Source organism: Paraburkholderia humisilvae, from assembly GCF_902859855.1.
Classification (GTDB): domain Bacteria; phylum Pseudomonadota; class Gammaproteobacteria; order Burkholderiales; family Burkholderiaceae; genus Paraburkholderia; species Paraburkholderia humisilvae.
Genome location: NZ_CADIKH010000085.1, coordinates 1 through 18083 on the forward strand (window position 1 = coordinate 1; position 18083 = coordinate 18083).

Annotated in this window: 13 protein-coding genes and 3 pseudogenes; 5 read left to right on the forward strand and 11 right to left on the reverse strand. The window is 58.5% G+C overall.

From position 1 onward, the window contains the following. Positions 1 to 629, reverse strand: a pseudogene (locus HV796_RS36505) (IS3 family transposase); the annotation flags it as partial. A gap of 294 nt (positions 630 to 923) precedes the next feature. Beyond that, positions 924 to 1403 (reverse strand): hypothetical protein, encoded by a 480-nt coding sequence (locus tag HV796_RS36510; RefSeq protein WP_175232725.1) that lies wholly within the window; start codon positions 1401 to 1403, stop codon positions 924 to 926. Positions 1404 to 3262: 1859 nt separating this feature from the next. Here HV796_RS36510 and HV796_RS36515 point away from each other — a divergent pair. After that, positions 3263 to 4636: an IS4 family transposase gene (locus HV796_RS36515; RefSeq protein WP_246356243.1), complete on the forward strand. Its 1374-nt coding sequence runs from the start codon at positions 3263 to 3265 to the stop codon at positions 4634 to 4636. 194 nt (positions 4637 to 4830) lie between these two features. Here the strand turns inward: HV796_RS36515 and HV796_RS36520 are convergent. Continuing rightward, a pseudogene (locus HV796_RS36520) lies at positions 4831 to 6174 on the reverse strand (IS4 family transposase); the annotation flags it as partial. A 623-nt stretch (positions 6175 to 6797) separates the two neighbouring features. On the opposite strand from HV796_RS36520, the gene parS reads away from it, so the two are divergent. Then, positions 6798 to 7181, forward strand: a complete 384-nt coding sequence (parS, locus tag HV796_RS36525) for a type II RES/Xre toxin-antitoxin system antitoxin (protein WP_175232728.1) — start codon at positions 6798 to 6800, stop codon at positions 7179 to 7181. Beyond that, positions 7178 to 7648 (forward strand): RES family NAD+ phosphorylase, encoded by a 471-nt coding sequence (locus HV796_RS36530; protein WP_175232729.1) that lies wholly within the window; start codon positions 7178 to 7180, stop codon positions 7646 to 7648. Before parS ends, HV796_RS36530 begins: the two co-directional genes overlap by 4 nt. A gap of 427 nt (positions 7649 to 8075) precedes the next feature. Here the strand turns inward: HV796_RS36530 and HV796_RS36535 are convergent, their stop codons facing one another. Next, positions 8076 to 8435, reverse strand: a complete 360-nt coding sequence (locus tag HV796_RS36535; RefSeq protein ID WP_175232730.1) for a hypothetical protein — start codon at positions 8433 to 8435, stop codon at positions 8076 to 8078. Between the two features lie 290 nt (positions 8436 to 8725). Between HV796_RS36535 and HV796_RS36540 the strand changes: the two genes are divergently transcribed. Continuing rightward, complete coding sequence (locus HV796_RS36540) at positions 8726 to 9025, forward strand: hypothetical protein (RefSeq protein ID WP_217478106.1); 300 nt, start codon at positions 8726 to 8728, stop codon at positions 9023 to 9025. Positions 9026 to 9876: 851 nt separating this feature from the next. Here the strand turns inward: HV796_RS36540 and HV796_RS36545 are convergent. The 7 genes and pseudogenes from HV796_RS36545 to HV796_RS36575 form a co-directional block, all read right to left on the reverse strand. Then, positions 9877 to 10587 carry an autotransporter outer membrane beta-barrel domain-containing protein gene (locus HV796_RS36545; protein ID WP_175232732.1) on the reverse strand — a complete coding sequence of 237 codons (711 nt, stop codon included), beginning with the start codon at positions 10585 to 10587 and terminating at the stop codon, positions 9877 to 9879. Between the two features lie 123 nt (positions 10588 to 10710). Continuing rightward, positions 10711 to 11058, reverse strand: a pseudogene (locus HV796_RS36550) (SMC family ATPase); the annotation flags it as partial. 274 nt (positions 11059 to 11332) lie between these two features. Next, complete coding sequence (locus HV796_RS36555) at positions 11333 to 11743, reverse strand: PIN domain-containing protein (RefSeq protein ID WP_175232733.1); 411 nt, start codon at positions 11741 to 11743, stop codon at positions 11333 to 11335. Continuing rightward, the gene (locus HV796_RS36560; protein ID WP_175232734.1) at positions 11733 to 11960 is read right to left on the reverse strand and encodes an AbrB/MazE/SpoVT family DNA-binding domain-containing protein; all 228 of its coding nucleotides are present in this window, start codon (positions 11958 to 11960) and stop codon (positions 11733 to 11735) included. The genes HV796_RS36555 and HV796_RS36560 overlap by 11 nt, the downstream gene beginning before the upstream one ends. Before the next feature lie 272 nt (positions 11961 to 12232). Then, on the reverse strand, positions 12233 to 12712 hold the full coding sequence (locus HV796_RS36565; RefSeq protein ID WP_175232735.1) for an NADAR family protein: 480 nt from the start codon (positions 12710 to 12712) through the stop codon (positions 12233 to 12235). Positions 12713 to 12839: 127 nt separating this feature from the next. Further along, positions 12840 to 14045, reverse strand: coding sequence for an MFS transporter (locus tag HV796_RS36570; protein ID WP_175232736.1), 1206 nt, complete (start codon positions 14043 to 14045; stop codon positions 12840 to 12842). Positions 14046 to 15532: 1487 nt separating this feature from the next. Further along, positions 15533 to 16291: a glycosyltransferase family 2 protein gene (locus HV796_RS36575; RefSeq protein ID WP_175232737.1), complete on the reverse strand. Its 759-nt coding sequence runs from the start codon at positions 16289 to 16291 to the stop codon at positions 15533 to 15535. A gap of 1165 nt (positions 16292 to 17456) precedes the next feature. Here HV796_RS36575 and HV796_RS46065 point away from each other — a divergent pair. Continuing rightward, the gene (locus HV796_RS46065; protein ID WP_175232738.1) at positions 17457 to 17837 is read left to right on the forward strand and encodes an H-NS histone family protein; all 381 of its coding nucleotides are present in this window, start codon (positions 17457 to 17459) and stop codon (positions 17835 to 17837) included. The last annotated feature ends 246 nt before the right edge of the window (positions 17838 to 18083 follow it).

Here is an 18083-nt window from a genome sequence, read left to right on the forward strand (position 1 = left end):
CCGGTTGCGAAGCAGGTACGGCCAGATCCTGTGGGCTGCATGCTTGCGGCTCGTGTTTGGCTTGCGATACAACGCTTCGACGCCCATGCGCTTCATCAAGGTGCTGACGTGTCTGCGCCCGACCTTGATGCCTTCGCGACGCAGCAGCCGTGCCAGCATTCGCGCCCCCGCAAATGGATGCTCGAGGTGAAGCTCGTCAATCCGGCGCATCAATTTCAGATCCGCTTCGCTGACCCTACGCGATTGGTAATAGGCGCTCGACCGGCTAATGCCTACCAGCCGCGCCTGCTGTGTCACCGGCAGGGCGTGATCACGATCGATCATCGCCTTACGCCCAGCAGTCCCGCCTTGCTCAGCGCGCTTTCTAAAAAATCGTTCTCCAGCGTCAACTGCCCGATCTTCGCGTGCAGTACCTTCACGTCCACTGGCGGTGCCGCTGGCGCCGGGTTGCCTGCGTCGAACACATCGGCAACCCGCTCCTGCAGTTGCTTCTTCCAGTCCGTAATCTGGTTCGGATCGACATCAAACTGCTGGGCCAGCTCTGCCAGCGTCTTGTCACCCTTGAGCGCTGCCAGGGCAACCTTTGCCTTGAACGCTGGCGAGTGGGTCCGTCGGTTTCGCTTCGTCATCTTCTGGTTCCTTGTTGCCGGCCATTATGGCCGACTCACGCCCCAGCTTTTCCACTCAACGAACTGTCCGAATTCTCGAAGCCACCTCTCGGCAGACCGGATGGCAACGAACGTCAATAGTGTGCGCGGTCTTCGACAATTGTCAGTGACCTCGGCAGCCATGTCGAACGTCTCAAACTGGCCGAAACTTGCCCGGACGAACATCGACGATCGCTGTGGAACCTAGCGGGTTCGCGGACGAAATTCTGCCTTCGCGTGGACGCAGTTTTTATGCCCCTTTGTTTCGGTCGCCGCTCAAGGCTGACGCTCATAGCGGGCCGCGACCCCCATCGACATGGCACCCAGCCCCCAGGTCACCGAGGAGGCAAGGCTGTACCATCCGGCAGCACTACCGTCGGGGTCGTTATGCGATACATTGGTGGCGGTGGCGGATAGCCCGCTGGCCAACGTATTGAGCCCTGCGCCGAGCATCTGGTATCGCCTGACTCTCGCGTCGCGTGGAGAACTTCTGTAGCTTTGCACTCCGCTCGCGATTGCGTTTATCCCCCACAAGGCGGACGAAGCGTATCCCGCGCGGGTTTGCGTGTCGCCCGAGGTGAGTGCGTTCGTTGTGCTCGCCACTCCGGCACCGATATTGACGGCGTTGATCGCACTTGTCAGTCTGCTGTAGGTCGAGGACGTCCAGTTGCCCCATTCCGATAGAGCGCCGCCGGCGCTCCAAAGCCCGCCGCCGACCCCGCCGAAGGACTTCGCAAGCGCCGATCCGGATTTCATCTGCGACGCGATGCTCGACCCTATCGCGCCGCCGAACTCGGACAGGCTGGGCCCGTACCTGGTAGCCCATCGCCCCCAGCTCCCGGTGGGCGCTGCTACAGCCGGCGCTTGCATGTCGATGACAACGCTGTCGCGTCGCTGAGGGAGCGACGAGCGCTGCATCGACAACGAACCCTGGCTCGCGCTCGCGTCGCGCGGTGAGGCGACGACGCTGTCGCGGCGCGCGACCGGAGAGGTTATCGGCCCCTGAATCGGCGACAATTCGTGGTTCGCGCCCGCGTCACGCGGTGGGGCGACAACGCTGTCGCGCCTGGCAACCGGAGAGATCCTCGACCCCTGCACCGGCGACAATCCCGGGTTCGGGCTCCTGTCCCGCTGTGGGGCAGGCGTGGGCCGCCTGCGCCCGGGTTCCACTGACCGGCCATTCACTTCGCTGCCACGCCGTGCAACGAGAGGAACCACCGGCCCCTGCATCGGCGACAAACCCGGGTTCGCGCTCCTGTCCCGCTGTGGGGCGGGAGTTGGCCGCCTGCGCCTAGGCTCCACTGACCGGCCATTCGCTGTGCTGTCGCGCCGTACAACGGGAGGAACCACCGGCCCCTGCATCGGCGACAGTCCCGGGTTCGCGCTCCTGTCCCGCTGTGGAACGGAAGTTTTTCCCCTATGCATAGGCTGCAGCGCCCTGCCGTGCCCCGCGCTATCAAGCCGTGCAATGGGAGGAGTCATTGGCCTTTGCAACGGTGACAATCCCGGGTTCACGCTCCTGTCGCGTTGCGGGGCGTGCGCTGGCCCTCCGCGCCCAAGCTGCACTGGCCTGCCGTGTCCCGCGCCAACTGGATGTTGATGAGGACCCGGACTAGCCGACCTACTTTGTTCCTTCATATAACGTCCTTTCTGCGTGGACGATCGTCATGGCATCAGTGAATGCCATCCTTGGCGCAGCGGGAATGCTTCGCTTTTGACGACCACGCACCGGTGGTCGCAATCAACTTCCGTGCCATTTACCGCGGTTTTGCAAAATCCTGATTTTGCGTACCTTTCCTTTCACGAATGAGTGTGTGCGGGGCGCGCTCTGCCCTATGGAAAATCACCTTAGGGCCAATCTCGACCCATAGCGGAATTCGGTCTCTGCGAGCGTGAACTGGCGGGCTGTGGTTTTGCGCGACAAACTGATCGCGCTTTACAAGGCGCTCAGGAGCGGACGGGCAGTCACCTGCTGAGCTATCAGGTGTGATGGAAACGGTAGGCTGATGTCACATGCACAGACGGCCGTTGCAGCGGAAGGGTCGCTTGCCGGGCTAGTTGCTGGTGTTCGCTTTCACCGTTGGGCGGCTATCAAAGCGACGACTCAGCTCGACAACTAGGTGTTAGCCATGAAGTGCGTAACCGGAATAAATGCGCTCCGTTCTGTTTGCCAACCTGAAGCGTCGTTCGAACTGCTCAGGGGCTCACGAGTCTTCATCCGGTCAGAGGGGCATGACGCGGATGCGATCATTGCAGGTGTAGAGGCGCGTTGCCGCGTTGCTTAGCCAATTCGAGAGAATTTGCAGATCGTTCGAGTACCCAGTCCCTTTCGCCATTTTCTGCTGCACGATCGACTGGACATACTCGTATCCGGCTGGCCAGCTTTTGTTATCGATAAGTCCCTGCAACTTCAAATTCTGACCGCCCAAAAGCGCTACTGAAGAACTGCAAGAAGCAGTCATTTATTATCCTTATCACCAGTTAAACCGTCTATAAATTGCGAAGTATTTTGATCGATTTGAGGTTGACCCATTTCAACGGACGGATTTGCAGTCGGGTTTAATGCAGTGATGGCCCTCCGTGCAAGGTTGAATCGTGGATGCAGCGGCAGCGGATTGGCAATCGGAGACAACACGGCAGACTGGGCGAACGAGGAATTCGCGCAAGCGAATCCCGGAGACGCTCGCCTGTCGCAGCGCCTTGTGGCTCTGGCGCGCCAACTGGCGACCAGTCCCCACACTTCGCTGCCACAAGCGCTGTCGCCCGCTGAACTGAAGGCGGCCTATCGGTTCTTCGCCAACGACCTGATCGACCCTGACGGCGTGCTGGCGCCGCATATCGCACAAACACTGCGCCGTATGGAGCAGATTCCAGTGGTGCTGGCCATACAGGACACCACCGAATTCAACCTGACGCATCTGCATGCCACAGAATGCCTGGGCCCCTGTACCGGTGGCAATGAGCGTGGCTTCCTGATGCACAGCCTGCTGGCAGTTAGTCCGGAGGGTTTGCCTCTGGACGTTCTCGGCATGAAGACATGGACGCGCCCTGAAGCAGTCACAGGTAGTGCCGCGCAATGTAAGTCCCGGCCGATCCACGAGAAGGAAAGCGTCAAGTGGTTCGTGGGGCCTGCGCACCTGTCGGCGTTGAAGGTGCGCTGTGCGCACACGCAACTCATAGGCATCGGGGACCGCGAGAGCGATGTCTATGAACTGTTCGCGACGCAGCGGCCAGAGGGTGCCCACTGGCTGGTGCGCGCGGCCTGGAACCGCCGCGCCCACCATCCGCAACGCAATCTCTGGCAGGCAGTGCTGGGTACTCCTGTAGCCGGGCACATTGATCTGCCAGTGCCAGCCAAAGGTACTCGTGCCCAGCGTACGGCACGCCTGACGCTGCGATACGCGCCTGTACGCCTGCAGCCGCCCAAGGCGCGGGCCGGCCAGTTGCCCGGACTCAATGTTTTTGCTATCCACGCCATAGAGGACGAACCGCCCGTCGGTATCGAACCGATCGAATGGATGCTGCTCAGTTCTGTGCCAACACACTCGCCAGAACAGGCGCTTGAGCGGTTGCAGTGGTACGCGCGGCGCAGGACAATCGAGACTTGGCACCGGGTGCTCAAGAGCGGCTGCCGCATCGAAGCCCGCCAGTTCGGTACGCTCGAGCGTTTCGTGCGCGCTACGGCACTGTTTGCCGTGATCGCCTGGCGCATCCTTTACACGACCTTGCTGGCTCGCCTTGATGGCGAGTTGCCCTGTGATGTGGTCCTCCAGCCCGCTGACTGGCAGGCGTTGTATTGCCGAGTACACCGTACCACCCGGCCGCCGGATATGCCGTCCCTGCAGCAGGCGGTACTGTGGATTGCCACCCTGGACGGCTATTTCAATCGCCACAATGATCCTCCGCCCGGCACAACTGTCATCTGGCGAGGCTTCCTGGTCCTGCACGAAATCACCGAGATGTTCCGCATCTTTAATTCAGGTCCGTAACTTGTGGGTAAAGCTCAGCCGTAAACGACGGGGCTTGTCGCGCAACCGGTCAATCGCGGCACGTCGCTCCAGTCGTCGGCCGGACGTCCACCATCAGGCAAATGACGTGCCATCGCAATCAGGGTCTTGTACATCCAGACAACGACCCGTGATCCTCCCGGACTGTATTGGCTGATGTTTACCCATAAATAGAGTCATTCGTTTTGCCTGAGGATGCGATACATCGCGGTGACTTCGTGCAGGGCGAAAAAACCGCGCCATATAACGGTTGGGCCGGGCGGACGATCATGCTTGCGCGCGAGATAGCCACCGAGCCGGGCGATCCAGAGTACGACCTGCGCCAGTGATGGAGGCTGGGGAGGCAGCTTCGTTGTGCCATGCATGCGGCAATACAGTGCGCGCCACTCGACACGCTGAAGCAGGACTTCGCACGGCAGGTCGCCGTCAAGTCGGGCCAGCAACGTCGCATACAGGATACGCCAGCTGATCACGGCAAACAGCGCCGTGGCACGCACGAACCGCTCAAGGTTGCCGAACTGCGGTGCCTCAACGCGACAGCCGCTCCTGAGCACGCGATGCCACGACTCGATTGTCCAGCGTCGCGCGTACCACGCCAGGTGCTCCAGCACGTCTTCGTGAGTACGCGTGCGCACCGAGGTGAGCAACATCCATTCGAGAGGCTCAAGGCTTTCGGCAACATCCTCCTCGATGGCATGATTCGCAAACACATCGATGTCCGGCAGTCCCTTGTGGCGCCGGTAGCGCGGCGGGCGCAACCGTACCGGCGCGCATCGCAGCGCCAGGCCGGCCGTGCGCGCAATCGTGCGGCCCGGGCCCGGGATCTGCAATTCGGTCCGGCCCGGCACGGGTGCCGCGGCAATCGTCTCCCACAGGTACTTCTCCGGATGAGCGACACTGCGATTCCGACCTGCGCGAACCAGCCAATCGACGCCAGTTGGGCGTTCGGCGACGAATACATCGTAGACATCGCCCTCGCGGTCACACACACCAACGATATGTGTCTCAGGGCAATGGCCTTTGAGCGCCGACAGATGCTCAAGGCCTTCGAGCCACTTGACGCTCTCCTTATCGCTAATGGTGCGCTGCTTACGCGACTGCCCTTTGCCGAACTCATCCGGTGGGCGGATCGAGGTCTTCATGCCCGGCACACCGAGCGGCAAGCCCTCCGGCGTCACTGCCAGCACGCTATGCATCATGAAGCCGCGCAGATTATGGCCGGTGCCATAGCCCAGGCCTTCAGTGGCCGGCAGATGACTGAGGTTGAATTCGGTCGTATCCTGCACCGCCAGCACAACGGGCACCTGCCCCATACGGTCGAGCGTTTGACCAATATGCGGACTCAGCACGCCGTCGGTGTCTACCGTTGGATTGTCAGAAAAGCGGTACCCGATCTTGAGGTCAGCGCCATCGAGCGACTGTGGAAACGAGCATTGCGGAGCCCGCGAGAGTCGGCGCGCGAGTGCGATCAGACGCTGCGTCAGGCGAGCGTCGCCCAACTGTGCCGCGCCGAACTCATCACTCGCCCAATCGTCGAGATCACCCGTGTCAGACTATGTCGTCCATCACCACAAAGAAATCGTGCAGGCGAAAAGCTAACATCATGCCCGGCAGTTTACAAGCAACGCCGGACAGAATTGCGGGTAATGATCAGCTGTATTGGCGGGGAGGTCGTGAGTGTTCCAGTTGTGAGACAACAAGAAGGACTCGCGGGCGGCCCGGGTCTGCTCGCCCGATGTGCCGGCAAGGAGTAGGTGAGGTAATGGCGGACGTCGAGAGTGTCTCAGGGATGGGACTGCGCCCCGCCGCCGCGCAAATCCGCACCGCCTGGATCAACGGACTGTTGTGGAAGCGCTCCTGTCCGTCGCGACAGGCGTGCTCTATGTCTTTGCCCGTTGGGACCTCTGACAGCGATTGCGCTTGTGTATCTCTGCGCCGGCCCCTCCATGCCATGCATCTCCGCAATCTCTCAAATGGCACCCTATTGACTTCCGAATGAGATTTTCTATAATGGGAACACTATCGATCCCGTTTGGAAATCGCCATGCACCGCGCTCACGCTCCAGCAACGCCCGCTGGCAACCGCCGCAAAGCCCCCCCCGCTTTCGGCCGAGGCGGTAATGAGGGGGATCTCGAACTTTTCATGGCCATGGATCTGGCCCAGCAAACACGTGTCATCCGTGAAGGATTCGAGCCAATCGTCGTCACCCGTATCGCCAGAGAGCTTCTGGACGTTCAGGCCAAGACCCTGCTCGAAAGCCTTCGCCTGCCCAACAGCACCATCGCCCGCAAGAAGTCCTCGCAGGAACGGTTGAGTGCATCGGAAGGCGATCGCGTAGCGCGGGTCCTGATGACTTTCGCGCACGCGCGGGACGTGTTCGAGGACGCCGGCAGCGCGGCCGAGTGGATGAAGTCTCCGCACGTCGAGCTTGACGACGAACCACCGCTCGCCATGCTCGACACGCAGTCCGGTTTCGACCGCGTTCGCGATCTGCTCATGCGCATCGAGTTCGGGGTTGGCGTTTGAGGCTCTTCCGGCTTGCGAAGGAGAAACCCGGGCGGTATCGGGCCGATGATCTGAGAGGCAACGGCGCCGCGCTGTCGGGTGGACGCTGGAATGCTCGCGGCACGCCCGTTCTCTACACCAGCGCGAACGCTTCGACGGCCGTTCTCGAGACCCGGGTTCACGCATCGGGTCTCTTGCCACTCAGGAACCTGATTCTCGTGACAATCGAGGTGTCCGACAAGCTGATCGCTGTCGCCCACGAACCCGTTCTTCCCTCTGACTGGAATCAGGCTGGGATCACGCCGCAGACAACCATTACGATCGGACAGGCGTGGATCACAGAGGCAAATGCACTCGCGATGAAAGTCCCGTCTGTCGTGTGTCCGGCCGACTTCAACTACATCCTCAATCCACTCCATCCGGACATGCGCACCGTGACGGTTATCGCCGTCAACGCTTTCACGCTCGATCCTAGACTCTTCCGTTAACATCATTGCTTTGCCTTCAGAGACGCCTCGCGGCCGAGTGATCGCGGTCGGTTACTAACCTTTATCACCGAGCAGTCTTGGTCTAGAGTGAAAGTGCTCGGTACGTTGCACTATCGGGCACTCGTCCATGGCCCCGCACGCTGCCTCGCGTGCGGGGATTTTTTTTACTGTGCCGAAGTATCGCTTAACGCAGTGGTTCGCAAACCCAATGAGTTATGCGTCTGTCTGTTTACGTATGCTACGTGCGGCGCGGAGTTTCTGTGGCTCCTGTTCAATCAGCGAGAGCAGGCTTTGCATGACCGCATCGCAAGCACCGTTGTTGTTGACGCTTCGCGCTGTCGGCAGCTCGGCGTCAGGAACACGAGTGTACTTCCGGGAACCTGCGCAACATCAGGTGAACCCCCAATGCCCTACGCGATGGATGGTGCTAGAGCCAGGTGAACGACGGCCTGCTGGCAAGGTAATTCAGGCACACCTCGTACAGGGAACATGAGAGGGGCGAGCGGAAATCAAGCCTCAGGTTCTCGCATAGCATTGAAGAAACGGACTTGATATCGGCCATCGACGGCGAGTTGCAGGCGACTCTCTGTGCAACGTCGAGTGCACCGCTTGCGAGTATGACCGGCTGCAGCCAGTCCGCGTTCGCTCCATTTGCGCTGAACCACATCCGGGTGGATTCGACGACGTGTTCTGCGGACAGCCATTCGCCTGTCGTCGACCTGGACAGTAAATGCGAGACGACAAGAAATGTGAGCAGCTCAACGCGTGCTCGGAGGTCGAGGCTCATCGGCAATTCTTGAACACAATAAAAAAGCTCGGGGGACGCGTACTGAATTGTAGTAGCGGTATCCCTAACATTAAACCGTCGTTAATACGGTCGCAGCGGGAACCGCCTACAACGTTCACAAATGAAGCGCTCGTCGCCTTGACATCGCGACAGCGCGACGTATCACTAGAAAATCAAACTACCCTTGACATGCCGCGTCTCTTAAGCGACTCACGAATGAAGCTGACGGCGTCACAACAACACCGCAACATCGAAGAAGGTTCCGTAGTTGCGAGCGCCAACGATTCATCTTGGATGACTTGTTGATGGAACACTCTGACTTCCTCAACGCGTTGCACCAACTGGCCGCCGCCGCCGACATTCTGGCAAAGGCTGGCCCCGAAGCCATGCGAACGGACGCAATTGAACTGCAGGCCGTCTTTCGAAAGCACGATGAGCCTGATTCTGCGATTGAACTGAACGATGTGACCTTCGACGACAGACTCTTCGTGCAAACGGCGCAGGCGGCGCTCACATTGGCAGGTCGTAACGAGTTTGCCGCGTCACGCGCGCTGCTCGAACAGGCCCGGTCCCTCTTGCATATTGAGTAAAGTGTACGCAGGAATTGTCTCGCGCCGGCGCGTTACCGAATAGCCGCGATAGAGCGGCCCCCCTTCAATTAAAGCCTCGAGACGAAGGTGCGCCGCAGATCGTGCATGAGGAAGTCACCAAGGCCGCTGCGCTCGTGAACGGGCCGAGCCTGCCCTTACCGCGAAGATCTGCGCGCCGTGGATCGAGGACATGGTGGTACCTTTTTTCAGCTTCTATATGGCTGCGGAGACGGTGCCGATGCTCGCGAGCCACGCACCCGCCACGACCGGTGGCGTGCTCGTTGTTTCCTTCCCCGGCCTTACGGATTTTTCACCGGCGTCGACACTACGAGGCTTGAGCCCCGGCCGACCGCGCCCCTCAACGCTCCATCGCGCAAATCGGGCGGCGGCGGACGCTTTTACCTTCTCACATGCGATGGCGAAGTCTCCGATCCGTTGCAGACCTTCACACCTTCGGCGCAAATGTCGGCTTACTGCACAGACCCGGCCCGTTGGGTACGAAGTGCACGCGCGACTTTTTTCAGCACATCGGGCATGGGTAGTTGAGCCTCCAGCGGGCTCGCGATAGAGTAGCTGCCATTGCCCGAGGAATCCACTATGACCAGTGCGACGCACGCCGCACCGGATACGTCCTTGATCTGCGTCGCAAGATCGCCAATTGCACCGGATCAACCCGGCGCGTGAGCAGTGACTTCCGGTTTGCCGTCGTTCATCGTCGCTCCCTAGGAGCCGTCGTCGCTATGGATACTACCTGCTGAGGGTGGCATGTTGGCCCATCAATCCTGTCCACCGTGTGTCAACCGGAACAGTCACCCACGGTTTCCCGTAACGGCCACCACTGGCGACAGACGTTACCAGCTGAACCGGTACCTCGCCTGAGCAAAGACGTCGCGCCGATAGTCGCCACTGAAGTCATGAGCGTATTTCACGTTCGCATACAGCTCTGAATTCCTGCTGAAGTTGCCCGTGACACCGACGCCGAGTTCATACCATGTCTTGCCCAGTTCGTTGTCGAGCGACGTACCGCCGATGGTGGTCTGCCCTAGCGAGAAAAAGTCGTGCAGTACGTCCGCCGTGAAATAAGGGGTGACGCTCGATGTCTTCGAGTCGTTGCTCAGATTGGCTTTGAAGAGCCTGAAGCCGAGGCGGCCGCGCAATCCGTTCGTTGTATTCGAGCTGATCTCCGAGATGCCGTCATCGGAGTGGTTCAGGTGCAGGTACTGATACTGATAGAGCAACTGCGCCTGAGGCTCGATCGCGATACGGGTCGATCCGAGCGCGAACGGCTTGCCGACTTCTCCGGAAACGCCTGCGCCAAAGCCGTTCTGCGTGCCACTGTCGCCAAAGACGTCGCCGTACTTGTTACGATAGTGCGTGAACTGTCCAACGCTGTCGAAATAGCTCCCATCAGGCAGATACTTCGTCCAGTAGCCGCCCGACCGTACCCTGCCCGATGATGCGGTGGTGAACCGCCTCGCCGACGACATTTTTATTGCGCTCAGCTCAAGCGCTAGTCCAAGAAGCGTTTGCGGTTTTCGTTGAGGCCAGCGGGGCTTTTTCATATTGCTGAGTTGGAGGGTCGGGATACGGGAATGAAGAAGATCAAGCTGCCATTCCACGGCTTTCGATTTCCTGCCTCGGTGATCAGCTGCGCGGTGCGCTTATGTTACCGCTTAAACCCGAGCCTGCGCGACATCGCCCGCTTTTGCCGACAGCGCACGAAGGTGATCGATCTTCAGCAGTTCCGCGAGCAGGCTCTTGATCTCGCTTGCACCGTAAGACGCGAGCGAACGCCGGTTCTGCGCCGAAAACACGCTGGTAACAAACGTCTCCAGCGTGCCACAGATCGTCTCGATGCAATGGTCGTAAGTCTCGGCCTTGCCGTCGGCCACCGTGCCGTCAGGCAGCACGACCGGTTGCCACGTACCGTCTGCCGTGCGATACAGAAGAAAGTATTCCGCCTTCCCTGGCTTGCCGGGCTTACGGAACGCGAAGGACGAGCAATAGCGCGTACCGCCGTGCTCCCACTCGAACTACTTGCTCCCCTGCGGCTGCGGACTCAAGATGGACCGCGACCTTAACGCGGCCATCAACATTCGGCGTCAAGCTCTGGCGCAGCAGTCTGTGGAGAGGAAGGCTCTGGCGGATGTTTCGGCAACCGTGAAACCGGCCTCTGCGAAGCAGAAAAAGCCAGGTTTGCACAGCAATGTGCAGACTACTTAGAGCGGGCGTACATCCGAAACTCCGGAACTTGCCGCTTGCACCAGCGCTCCGCGACAACTCAGAAAAATAGATGCCGCCGGCCGTTCAGAGGAAAGGATTAATCAGCGTGAGTCGATCATCGACGACCAGACCGTGCTGCATGTCCTCGGTGTAGAGCGTGTCGCAACCGGCGACAAGCGCAGAAGCGACGATGCCCGCGTCCCATATCGAAAACTTGTAACGCCTGGCAAGGCGACAAGTCTCGTCGTAGACGTTGATCGTCACCGGGACCACATAGCAAAGCGCCGTTGTGGTTTCGATAAAGCGGTCGACCTGCCCCCAGCTGAACTTGAATTTGCGCAGGCAGACGTTCGTTACTTCGTTCAGCACCTGCACGCTGGTGATCGGTTCGAGAGCGAGCAAGGCTTTCGCGCGGCCAACCTTCTCTTCATCGCTGGATGCGACGTAAAGCGCGACATTCGTATCGGCAGCAACTCTTCCAGCGTTAGCGCTCATTTGCCTCGGCCCGATCAAACTTGAAGTCGGCAGGCATCGTTCCGCGGAATTCGTCGAAGCGTGCAAGCAGGTCGGGCTTCGTCATCTTACGGGCCACGACGAAACGCCCCGCGTCCGCGACGATCTCGATATCGTCGCCTTCGTGCAGGTCGAGCGAGTCCACAACGGGCGCAGGCAGCCGGACCGCAAGGCTATTTCCCCACTTTGAAACCAGCATGATCGCGTCTCATAGCCGACGAGTCGGCGCAGGGGGCCAGGTCGGTACCGGTTGATCCTGTGCGTGGCAAACCTCGCCCTTCAGGGTTGGTGTTTACCCATAAATGCATTCATTCATTTTGCCTGAAGCTGCGATACATCTCGGTGACTTCCTGCAGGGCGAGAAAACCACGCCATATAACGGTTGGGCCGGGTGGACGATCATGCTCGCGCGCTGCACTTTCTCCAACGGCTGAAACCGCCAGGCCGGCAGCCAGTACGCGCACCTAAATTTCAAGAGGATCGTGTATGAGCCAATTCACCCCGAATATCAGTCAGAATTCTGCAAAACACGGCGGCCGGCAGCGAGGTCGTCGGCGATTCGACTCGCCCAGTGTTATGCACTAGGACAGAACCTTCGGTCGACAAAAGTGCCTGCTGCAATCCGAGGGACTGTGCAATACGCGCCCGGATAGCGCCTTCGATAAGCTGATGATGTTGCGCAGACCCGTACGGCAGACACACTTCCTGCCAATACGCACCACTACGATCAGCCTGGTCCCCAAGGTGCTTTGCATCCCAGCCACTCAGATTGAAAGCCTCCGATCGGCGTGGGTCGCCTTGAGGGAACTTGATGCCTTGTATGAAACCCTCGACGGACGCGAACAGCATCCCGTTGAAGACGAACGGGGAAAGCCCAAAGTTGGACAGAGCCAATCCGCGCCAGTCAGCAGAGGTGCTGGAGATGTTAAGGACCGTTGGTTTGATATTCATCAGATTTGCTCCGAGAACCCTCGCCCCTCAGGGTCCTTCAGGCAGGACGTCAAGTTGGGTCGCAGGGTTGATTGTTGATGAGAAGGACACTGCGGTTCGGCTGATGCGCTTTGCAATATTCGCTGCATCAGTGAGACGCCTGAGGATGTGCCATGCCGATGGTACGCGAACGACCAGCCAGCAATCCGAAGATCACCATAACAATGGCCAGTCCCACGCCGATGTACAGCGCGACCGTCCAGCTTCCAGTAAGGTCGTGGACCTTGCCCGCGAGTGTTGGCCCAAAGGCGGCCAGCAGGTATCCGACACACTGCGCCATGCCAGAGAGAGTCGCTGCCTGATGCGCAGTACCGGCTCTCAGGCCCATGAAGATCAACGCCAACAGCACCCCCCCGCCCGAGCCCATACCAAAGCAGAACGCCCACGCGATTGCCCATCGGGGGGCAATGCAGAACCCCAAGAGAGCCACAATCATGAGGATGCCCATCGCCGCCGCGACCAGCTTCTGGTCCTTCATACGGCCGACAATCGGCCCGAGCAGCAACCCGGGAATAGCGGATGCGATTTGCATTACGCCATGAATCGAGCCTGCCGCTGCGGGTGAAAGACCAGCCGACGTGAGGATCGAAGGCAACCATGCGACCAGCACGTAATACAGGAGAGAATTGACACCCATGAACAGGCTAACCTGCCAGGCCAACGCGGAATGCCAGACCCGTCCACCATGCGGCGGCGTCGGCGTGCCCATGGCAGGCCGGGTATGGCCGCCCAACTGGCTGCTCCAGACCAGCATGGCAACCAGCGGAAAGACGAGAGTCGCTCCGAGCGCCATCCTCCATCCGAACGCGTTGCCGAATGGAACTGCGCTGGCAGAAACAAGCGCAGCGGCCCCCCCCATGGCGATCGCACATGTGCCAGTAATGGTCGGCACCTTCGTAGGAAAATCGCGCTTGACGAGGCTGGGGAGCAACACGTTCCCCACGGCGATCCCCGCACCGATGAATGCGGTGCCGAGGTACAAGCACCAGACGGCTCCAATGGAACGGACGATCACTCCGCCCGCGATGACCAGCAGGGCACCGAAGATTGAACGCTCAAGCCCATACTCCCTGGCAAAAATAGATGCAAATGGCGAGATGATGCCGAAAGTAAGTAACGGCAGCGTCGTCAGAAGCCCCCCCTGCGCGGGTGTCAGTGTGAAAAACGACTCAAGCGTCTCCATTACCGGCGCAATGCCCGTGATTGGCGCACGCAGATTCGTCGCAACCAGAAGTAGCCCGACAATCAGCAAAGCCGGGCGTGCCGCCATGACGGCCGTATCGCGATGACTCATTGGATCACTCCAAAAAAATAAGTGGACAGGCATCGAGATTACCCTTTGGGTACACATATGAATTTAGATAGCCTGACAATAAATATCTAAATCACGCCAACCATGACCTCACGGCATTTCCTCTCGAGCCGACACCGGGGAGTTTCGATAAGATCACCAGTCTGCGGCACCGTGTTGGGCAAGCGGGTGGACGTTGCAGCCCTGAAGGTTTCCCCGTGCCACATCTTCCCGTCACGACCAGTCAGTCACTGAAGACCAAAAACCAGGCGCGCTCGATGGGCGAGTTGATGCGTCGCATTTCTCAAAAGGCAGTTCGATACCGCGGATCTCGACCTCAATGGTGTCGCTGCGTTCATCCGTATGAATCGCAGTCCGATTTATTTGATACGTTATCCTATCCACATAGAAAATACCGTGTACCCACGCCTGATCGCTTAGCCTGCCAAAACCTCCTCTGCACCCCAATACGCTCGCCGTCCTCAAGCCCTCGAACGTGTGCAGATCCAAGAGCAACAGTCTAGCGTTCGCCTTGCGCATTTTCCGGCAAGCGCGCCGGATTGTGTAGAGCACCGTTACATCGGTCGCTGAACTCTTCATATAGCGTCTTTAGCACGTTCGGAATGGACCACGCCCGACACGTGACGCCGGTGGCCATGCCGCACAGGCCCAATCAACTATCGCAGATGCCTAGTATTTTTAATGAGCACACAATTGTATATGCGTGTGGCACTTTTCTTGATCCCGTCGTGAAAAATGCGACGAAGGCGATATCGCCAAGCTAACGGGAATGTGGCCTTTGTTGGCCGTGGAGAAGCTTCACCGAAGGAGGATTCGGAAGGGGACGACGATGACTCTCGAAGGAACCGGTAACAATCTGATCTTATACAGTATCCTTGCTGCGGGCGCGTTCCAGTTTACAGAAGTACTGCCAGTCAGGGAATGCGGAAGAACCGGTCTCGTTAAGGAGACGGGCGCAAAAGGGAAACAGGAAACTCTCCTGCTTTTTACTTGTGTATGCTGCCCCGCCCGGTCGGTTGCCCTCCCAGTAGGACACTGGTCAGCATCACCACAAAGATGAGTTTCCGCAATCAAAATTGGCCCATCAGCTGATGATCGGCAGCGACGTCTACTGACCGGGCTAGCCCGCCATCCCGCATCGCGAGCGAGGGCACGTGCTTGCGGTCACTCTCGCGGCGCAGCTAAGCACGCAGGCCAATTGCCAACTTGATGGCATGGAGCCGTTCAGCCCTAGCGCGTCGCCGGTGGCGTTCGACTAGGATGCTAGCCGAATCGTTGATACAGCATTCGACAGAAGTTGAAACGCTGAAATTCCGTATCGTTCATGGATGATCCGCCTGACACATAGGATCGGATCGGCGAACACCAACGTGACGTTCTGGACCGCTGGACGCAGTTCCCGAAGGTCTGTGCGGGCTCCTGTTCGTTAGCCGGCGATATGCATCCCAAGTACCTGGCCAGCGTACTGATTACTCAGGATATCCTTCGTACTGGGGAAAGACACGCGATAACAGGAAGTCCGGCATCTCGTAGCGAGAAAAGCACCGTGACGTGGACGCGGGGTGAACAAGGTGTAGGCAGGACGCATTGCGGTCGTCGGCGGCAATAACCTTCCGATCCGCTCCGACAACCCGCCTGATAAATGTTTCATCGTCGTACAGGTTCACGTCGTCAAATGACGCCAGTGACGCCAGCCGTCTGTCGTAGACGTACGAGAATCCATAAAACAGAATGAAATCCGATCCAATCTTCATCTTGTCGTGAAATTCGATTTCACCAACGGTGCCACCGCTCAAGACGTAATGCTTACCAACTTCGGCATTCAGATCCATGTACCCGAAAAACTTCGTACTTGGCGCATATACGAAAAATTCGGATAGCTTTGCTAGCTCCGCATGGTTATCGTGTTTTAATCGAAGGATTTCTGGTAAATAATGAGAAGCGTAGTGATCGTCGTCATCGAAATGCGCGATCACAGGCGCACTCGCTTCACCGATTAAAAAGTTACGCTTACTTCCGATTGTCATGCGCGGGCCAAGATGGTGGAAATAACGGACCCTCGAATCTCTCGCTGATAACTCCAGCATAAACTCGCTTGGCTCGGGACTATCATCATGTACCAACCATTCCCAGTTGACTGACTGACGCATCACGCAACGGGCCAGAGCGGGAAGAAATCGTTCCCGATTCGCGGTTGGCGTGATGATTGAGACGGCAGGTGCGGCCATGAGGCGCTCCACGTAAAGTGACTCGGGATTTGCAACACCAGCGTCCCAGGCGACCAACCGTTGGGAAGGTTCACCCCGTCTGTCACCTCAACGAGTGACAACGTCCTAGGAAACCTTCATCGCTAGCTTGTGCAAGAATATTCCAGAATTCAAATAGACACTATAAAGAAACGGCAGGACACGCCATTCGACTACGCTTCTTTCTGTCTTGACGGGTACACCCCCTAACTTCCCCGAATGGGCGTGTAGCTTCGAGGCTTTTCGATACAGCGTCAACAAATGGCGCGCGAACCTGCAGTCGCAAGTAATGTTCGCACTTTCACGATAGCCTGCAGCCGGTAACCGCGACCACCGTTCCAACTCCCGTCACCCCAAACGCAGCACGCAGTTTGCCGGCACTGCGCTTTCCTGCCAACTTTCCGGCAAAGTTTATCCGGCATCGATCAAGCAGAGGGCGCTTCTGGCAAGAGTCCGCGACAAGGACGCTAGCCCTGGCTAGCGTCTACAATATCCGGCGCCTGAGCCACATCTTCCCGCAGCCGTCAGTTATACGTCTCCAACGCCACCTGAAACGTCACGACTCTATTGGCATCGACATTATTTGGTGAAACACGGATGTCCGCCATGAGCAGTCGCTTCCGCTTCGAGCGAAAGAACCGTTCACCGGGGATCGCTAAACGCAAAGTGATTCGCAGTCGGTGAGGGTTTAGTCTCATGGCGGATGGGGCGTCTGGTATAGATGCGGCCCGATGCCCGAGTCGATCGTCACCTCCCGGGCAGGCAACATGGAAGAAAGCTCTGGTTTCGCAAAAATCGCATAAGGAAGTCTTAAGCAATTCCCGCTACCGTCCTCTACGAGGAGCCTTTTTCTCTATCCCATGCGGCAGTCTGGATATGCAGTCGCCTTTTGAGGCGACCGACCGTGGAACAAGATCATGCCACTGGGAAACGAAGCAAGGATGGACTGTGAGAAGCGTCAACGAGGATCCTATCGGAGATCCTGGATCGCTAGAACAGTCGACGTCATTCAACTACCTTGCCCACACTATATCGGCCATCGTATCCGGAGATATTCGGGGACGGCCCATTTGATCGCTCGACGACAACAATGTGCATATGCGCCCTATGTCCGTTACGAACCATTTCGTGATACCTTTAATTGGTTATGAAGCAAGCCTCCGCTACGCGGCACCTTGGCCGCAAACTCGTCGATCGGAGAGCACGTGTCGAATTTGAATTCGTACCGTTCCTCTCACACGCGACGCCCAAAGGGATTGCCCGTTATAGGGATCCCGCAAATCCATTAAATACCTGGTCGGGCCGCGGGCAACGACCTGCATGGCTCAACGCTTATGTCGAGCAGGGACGCGCAATCAACGAGTTCATGATACCTGGCGCACCGCCCAGGATTATGAGCGCGCGATACTACGATCCGACGAATCCTTCAAACACTTGGACGGGCTATGGGCGACGGCCTACCTGGTTGGCCGCATACCTTGAAGCGGGCCGAAGGCTGGAGGAATTCGAGGTGCCCGGCAAGATTTAATGTTCGGGATTCGATAACACAAAATCGGACCGCAGACACTGACCGAACAGGTGCGCTCAGAGCCTTGACTTCTACGCAGACGCATGAGTGTTATCCGCGGACGCATTGACATCCTCACCACCCTAAAGGCATCCTGTTATACACATCTCGTAGCCCAAGGCGTCGTGCGCGGGAGAACGCGTTTACTTTCAAGGACGTAGCGCTGCGCTTGTAAACTTGCGGCGGATCGCGTTTACTCTCACTTTT

Coding starts and splice junctions, on each gene's coding strand:
- HV796_RS36560 (WP_175232734.1), bottom strand. CDS start 11,960: ATGCTGGTTTCAAAGTGGGGAAATAGCCTTGCGGTCCGGCTGCCTGCG.
- HV796_RS36535 (WP_175232730.1), bottom strand. CDS start 8,435: ATGAGCCTCGACCTCCGAGCACGCGTTGAGCTGCTCACATTTCTTGTC.
- HV796_RS36565 (WP_175232735.1), bottom strand. CDS start 12,712: ATGAATATCAAACCAACGGTCCTTAACATCTCCAGCACCTCTGCTGAC.
- HV796_RS36510 (WP_175232725.1), bottom strand. CDS start 1,403: ATGAAATCCGGATCGGCGCTTGCGAAGTCCTTCGGCGGGGTCGGCGGC.
- HV796_RS36545 (WP_175232732.1), bottom strand. CDS start 10,587: ATGAAAAAGCCCCGCTGGCCTCAACGAAAACCGCAAACGCTTCTTGGA.
- HV796_RS36555 (WP_175232733.1), bottom strand. CDS start 11,743: ATGAGCGCTAACGCTGGAAGAGTTGCTGCCGATACGAATGTCGCGCTT.
- parS (WP_175232728.1), top strand. CDS start 6,798: ATGGCCATGGATCTGGCCCAGCAAACACGTGTCATCCGTGAAGGATTC.
- HV796_RS36570 (WP_175232736.1), bottom strand. CDS start 14,045: ATGAGTCATCGCGATACGGCCGTCATGGCGGCACGCCCGGCTTTGCTG.
- HV796_RS46065 (WP_175232738.1), top strand. CDS start 17,457: ATGAAGCAAGCCTCCGCTACGCGGCACCTTGGCCGCAAACTCGTCGAT.
- HV796_RS36575 (WP_175232737.1), bottom strand. CDS start 16,291: ATGGCCGCACCTGCCGTCTCAATCATCACGCCAACCGCGAATCGGGAA.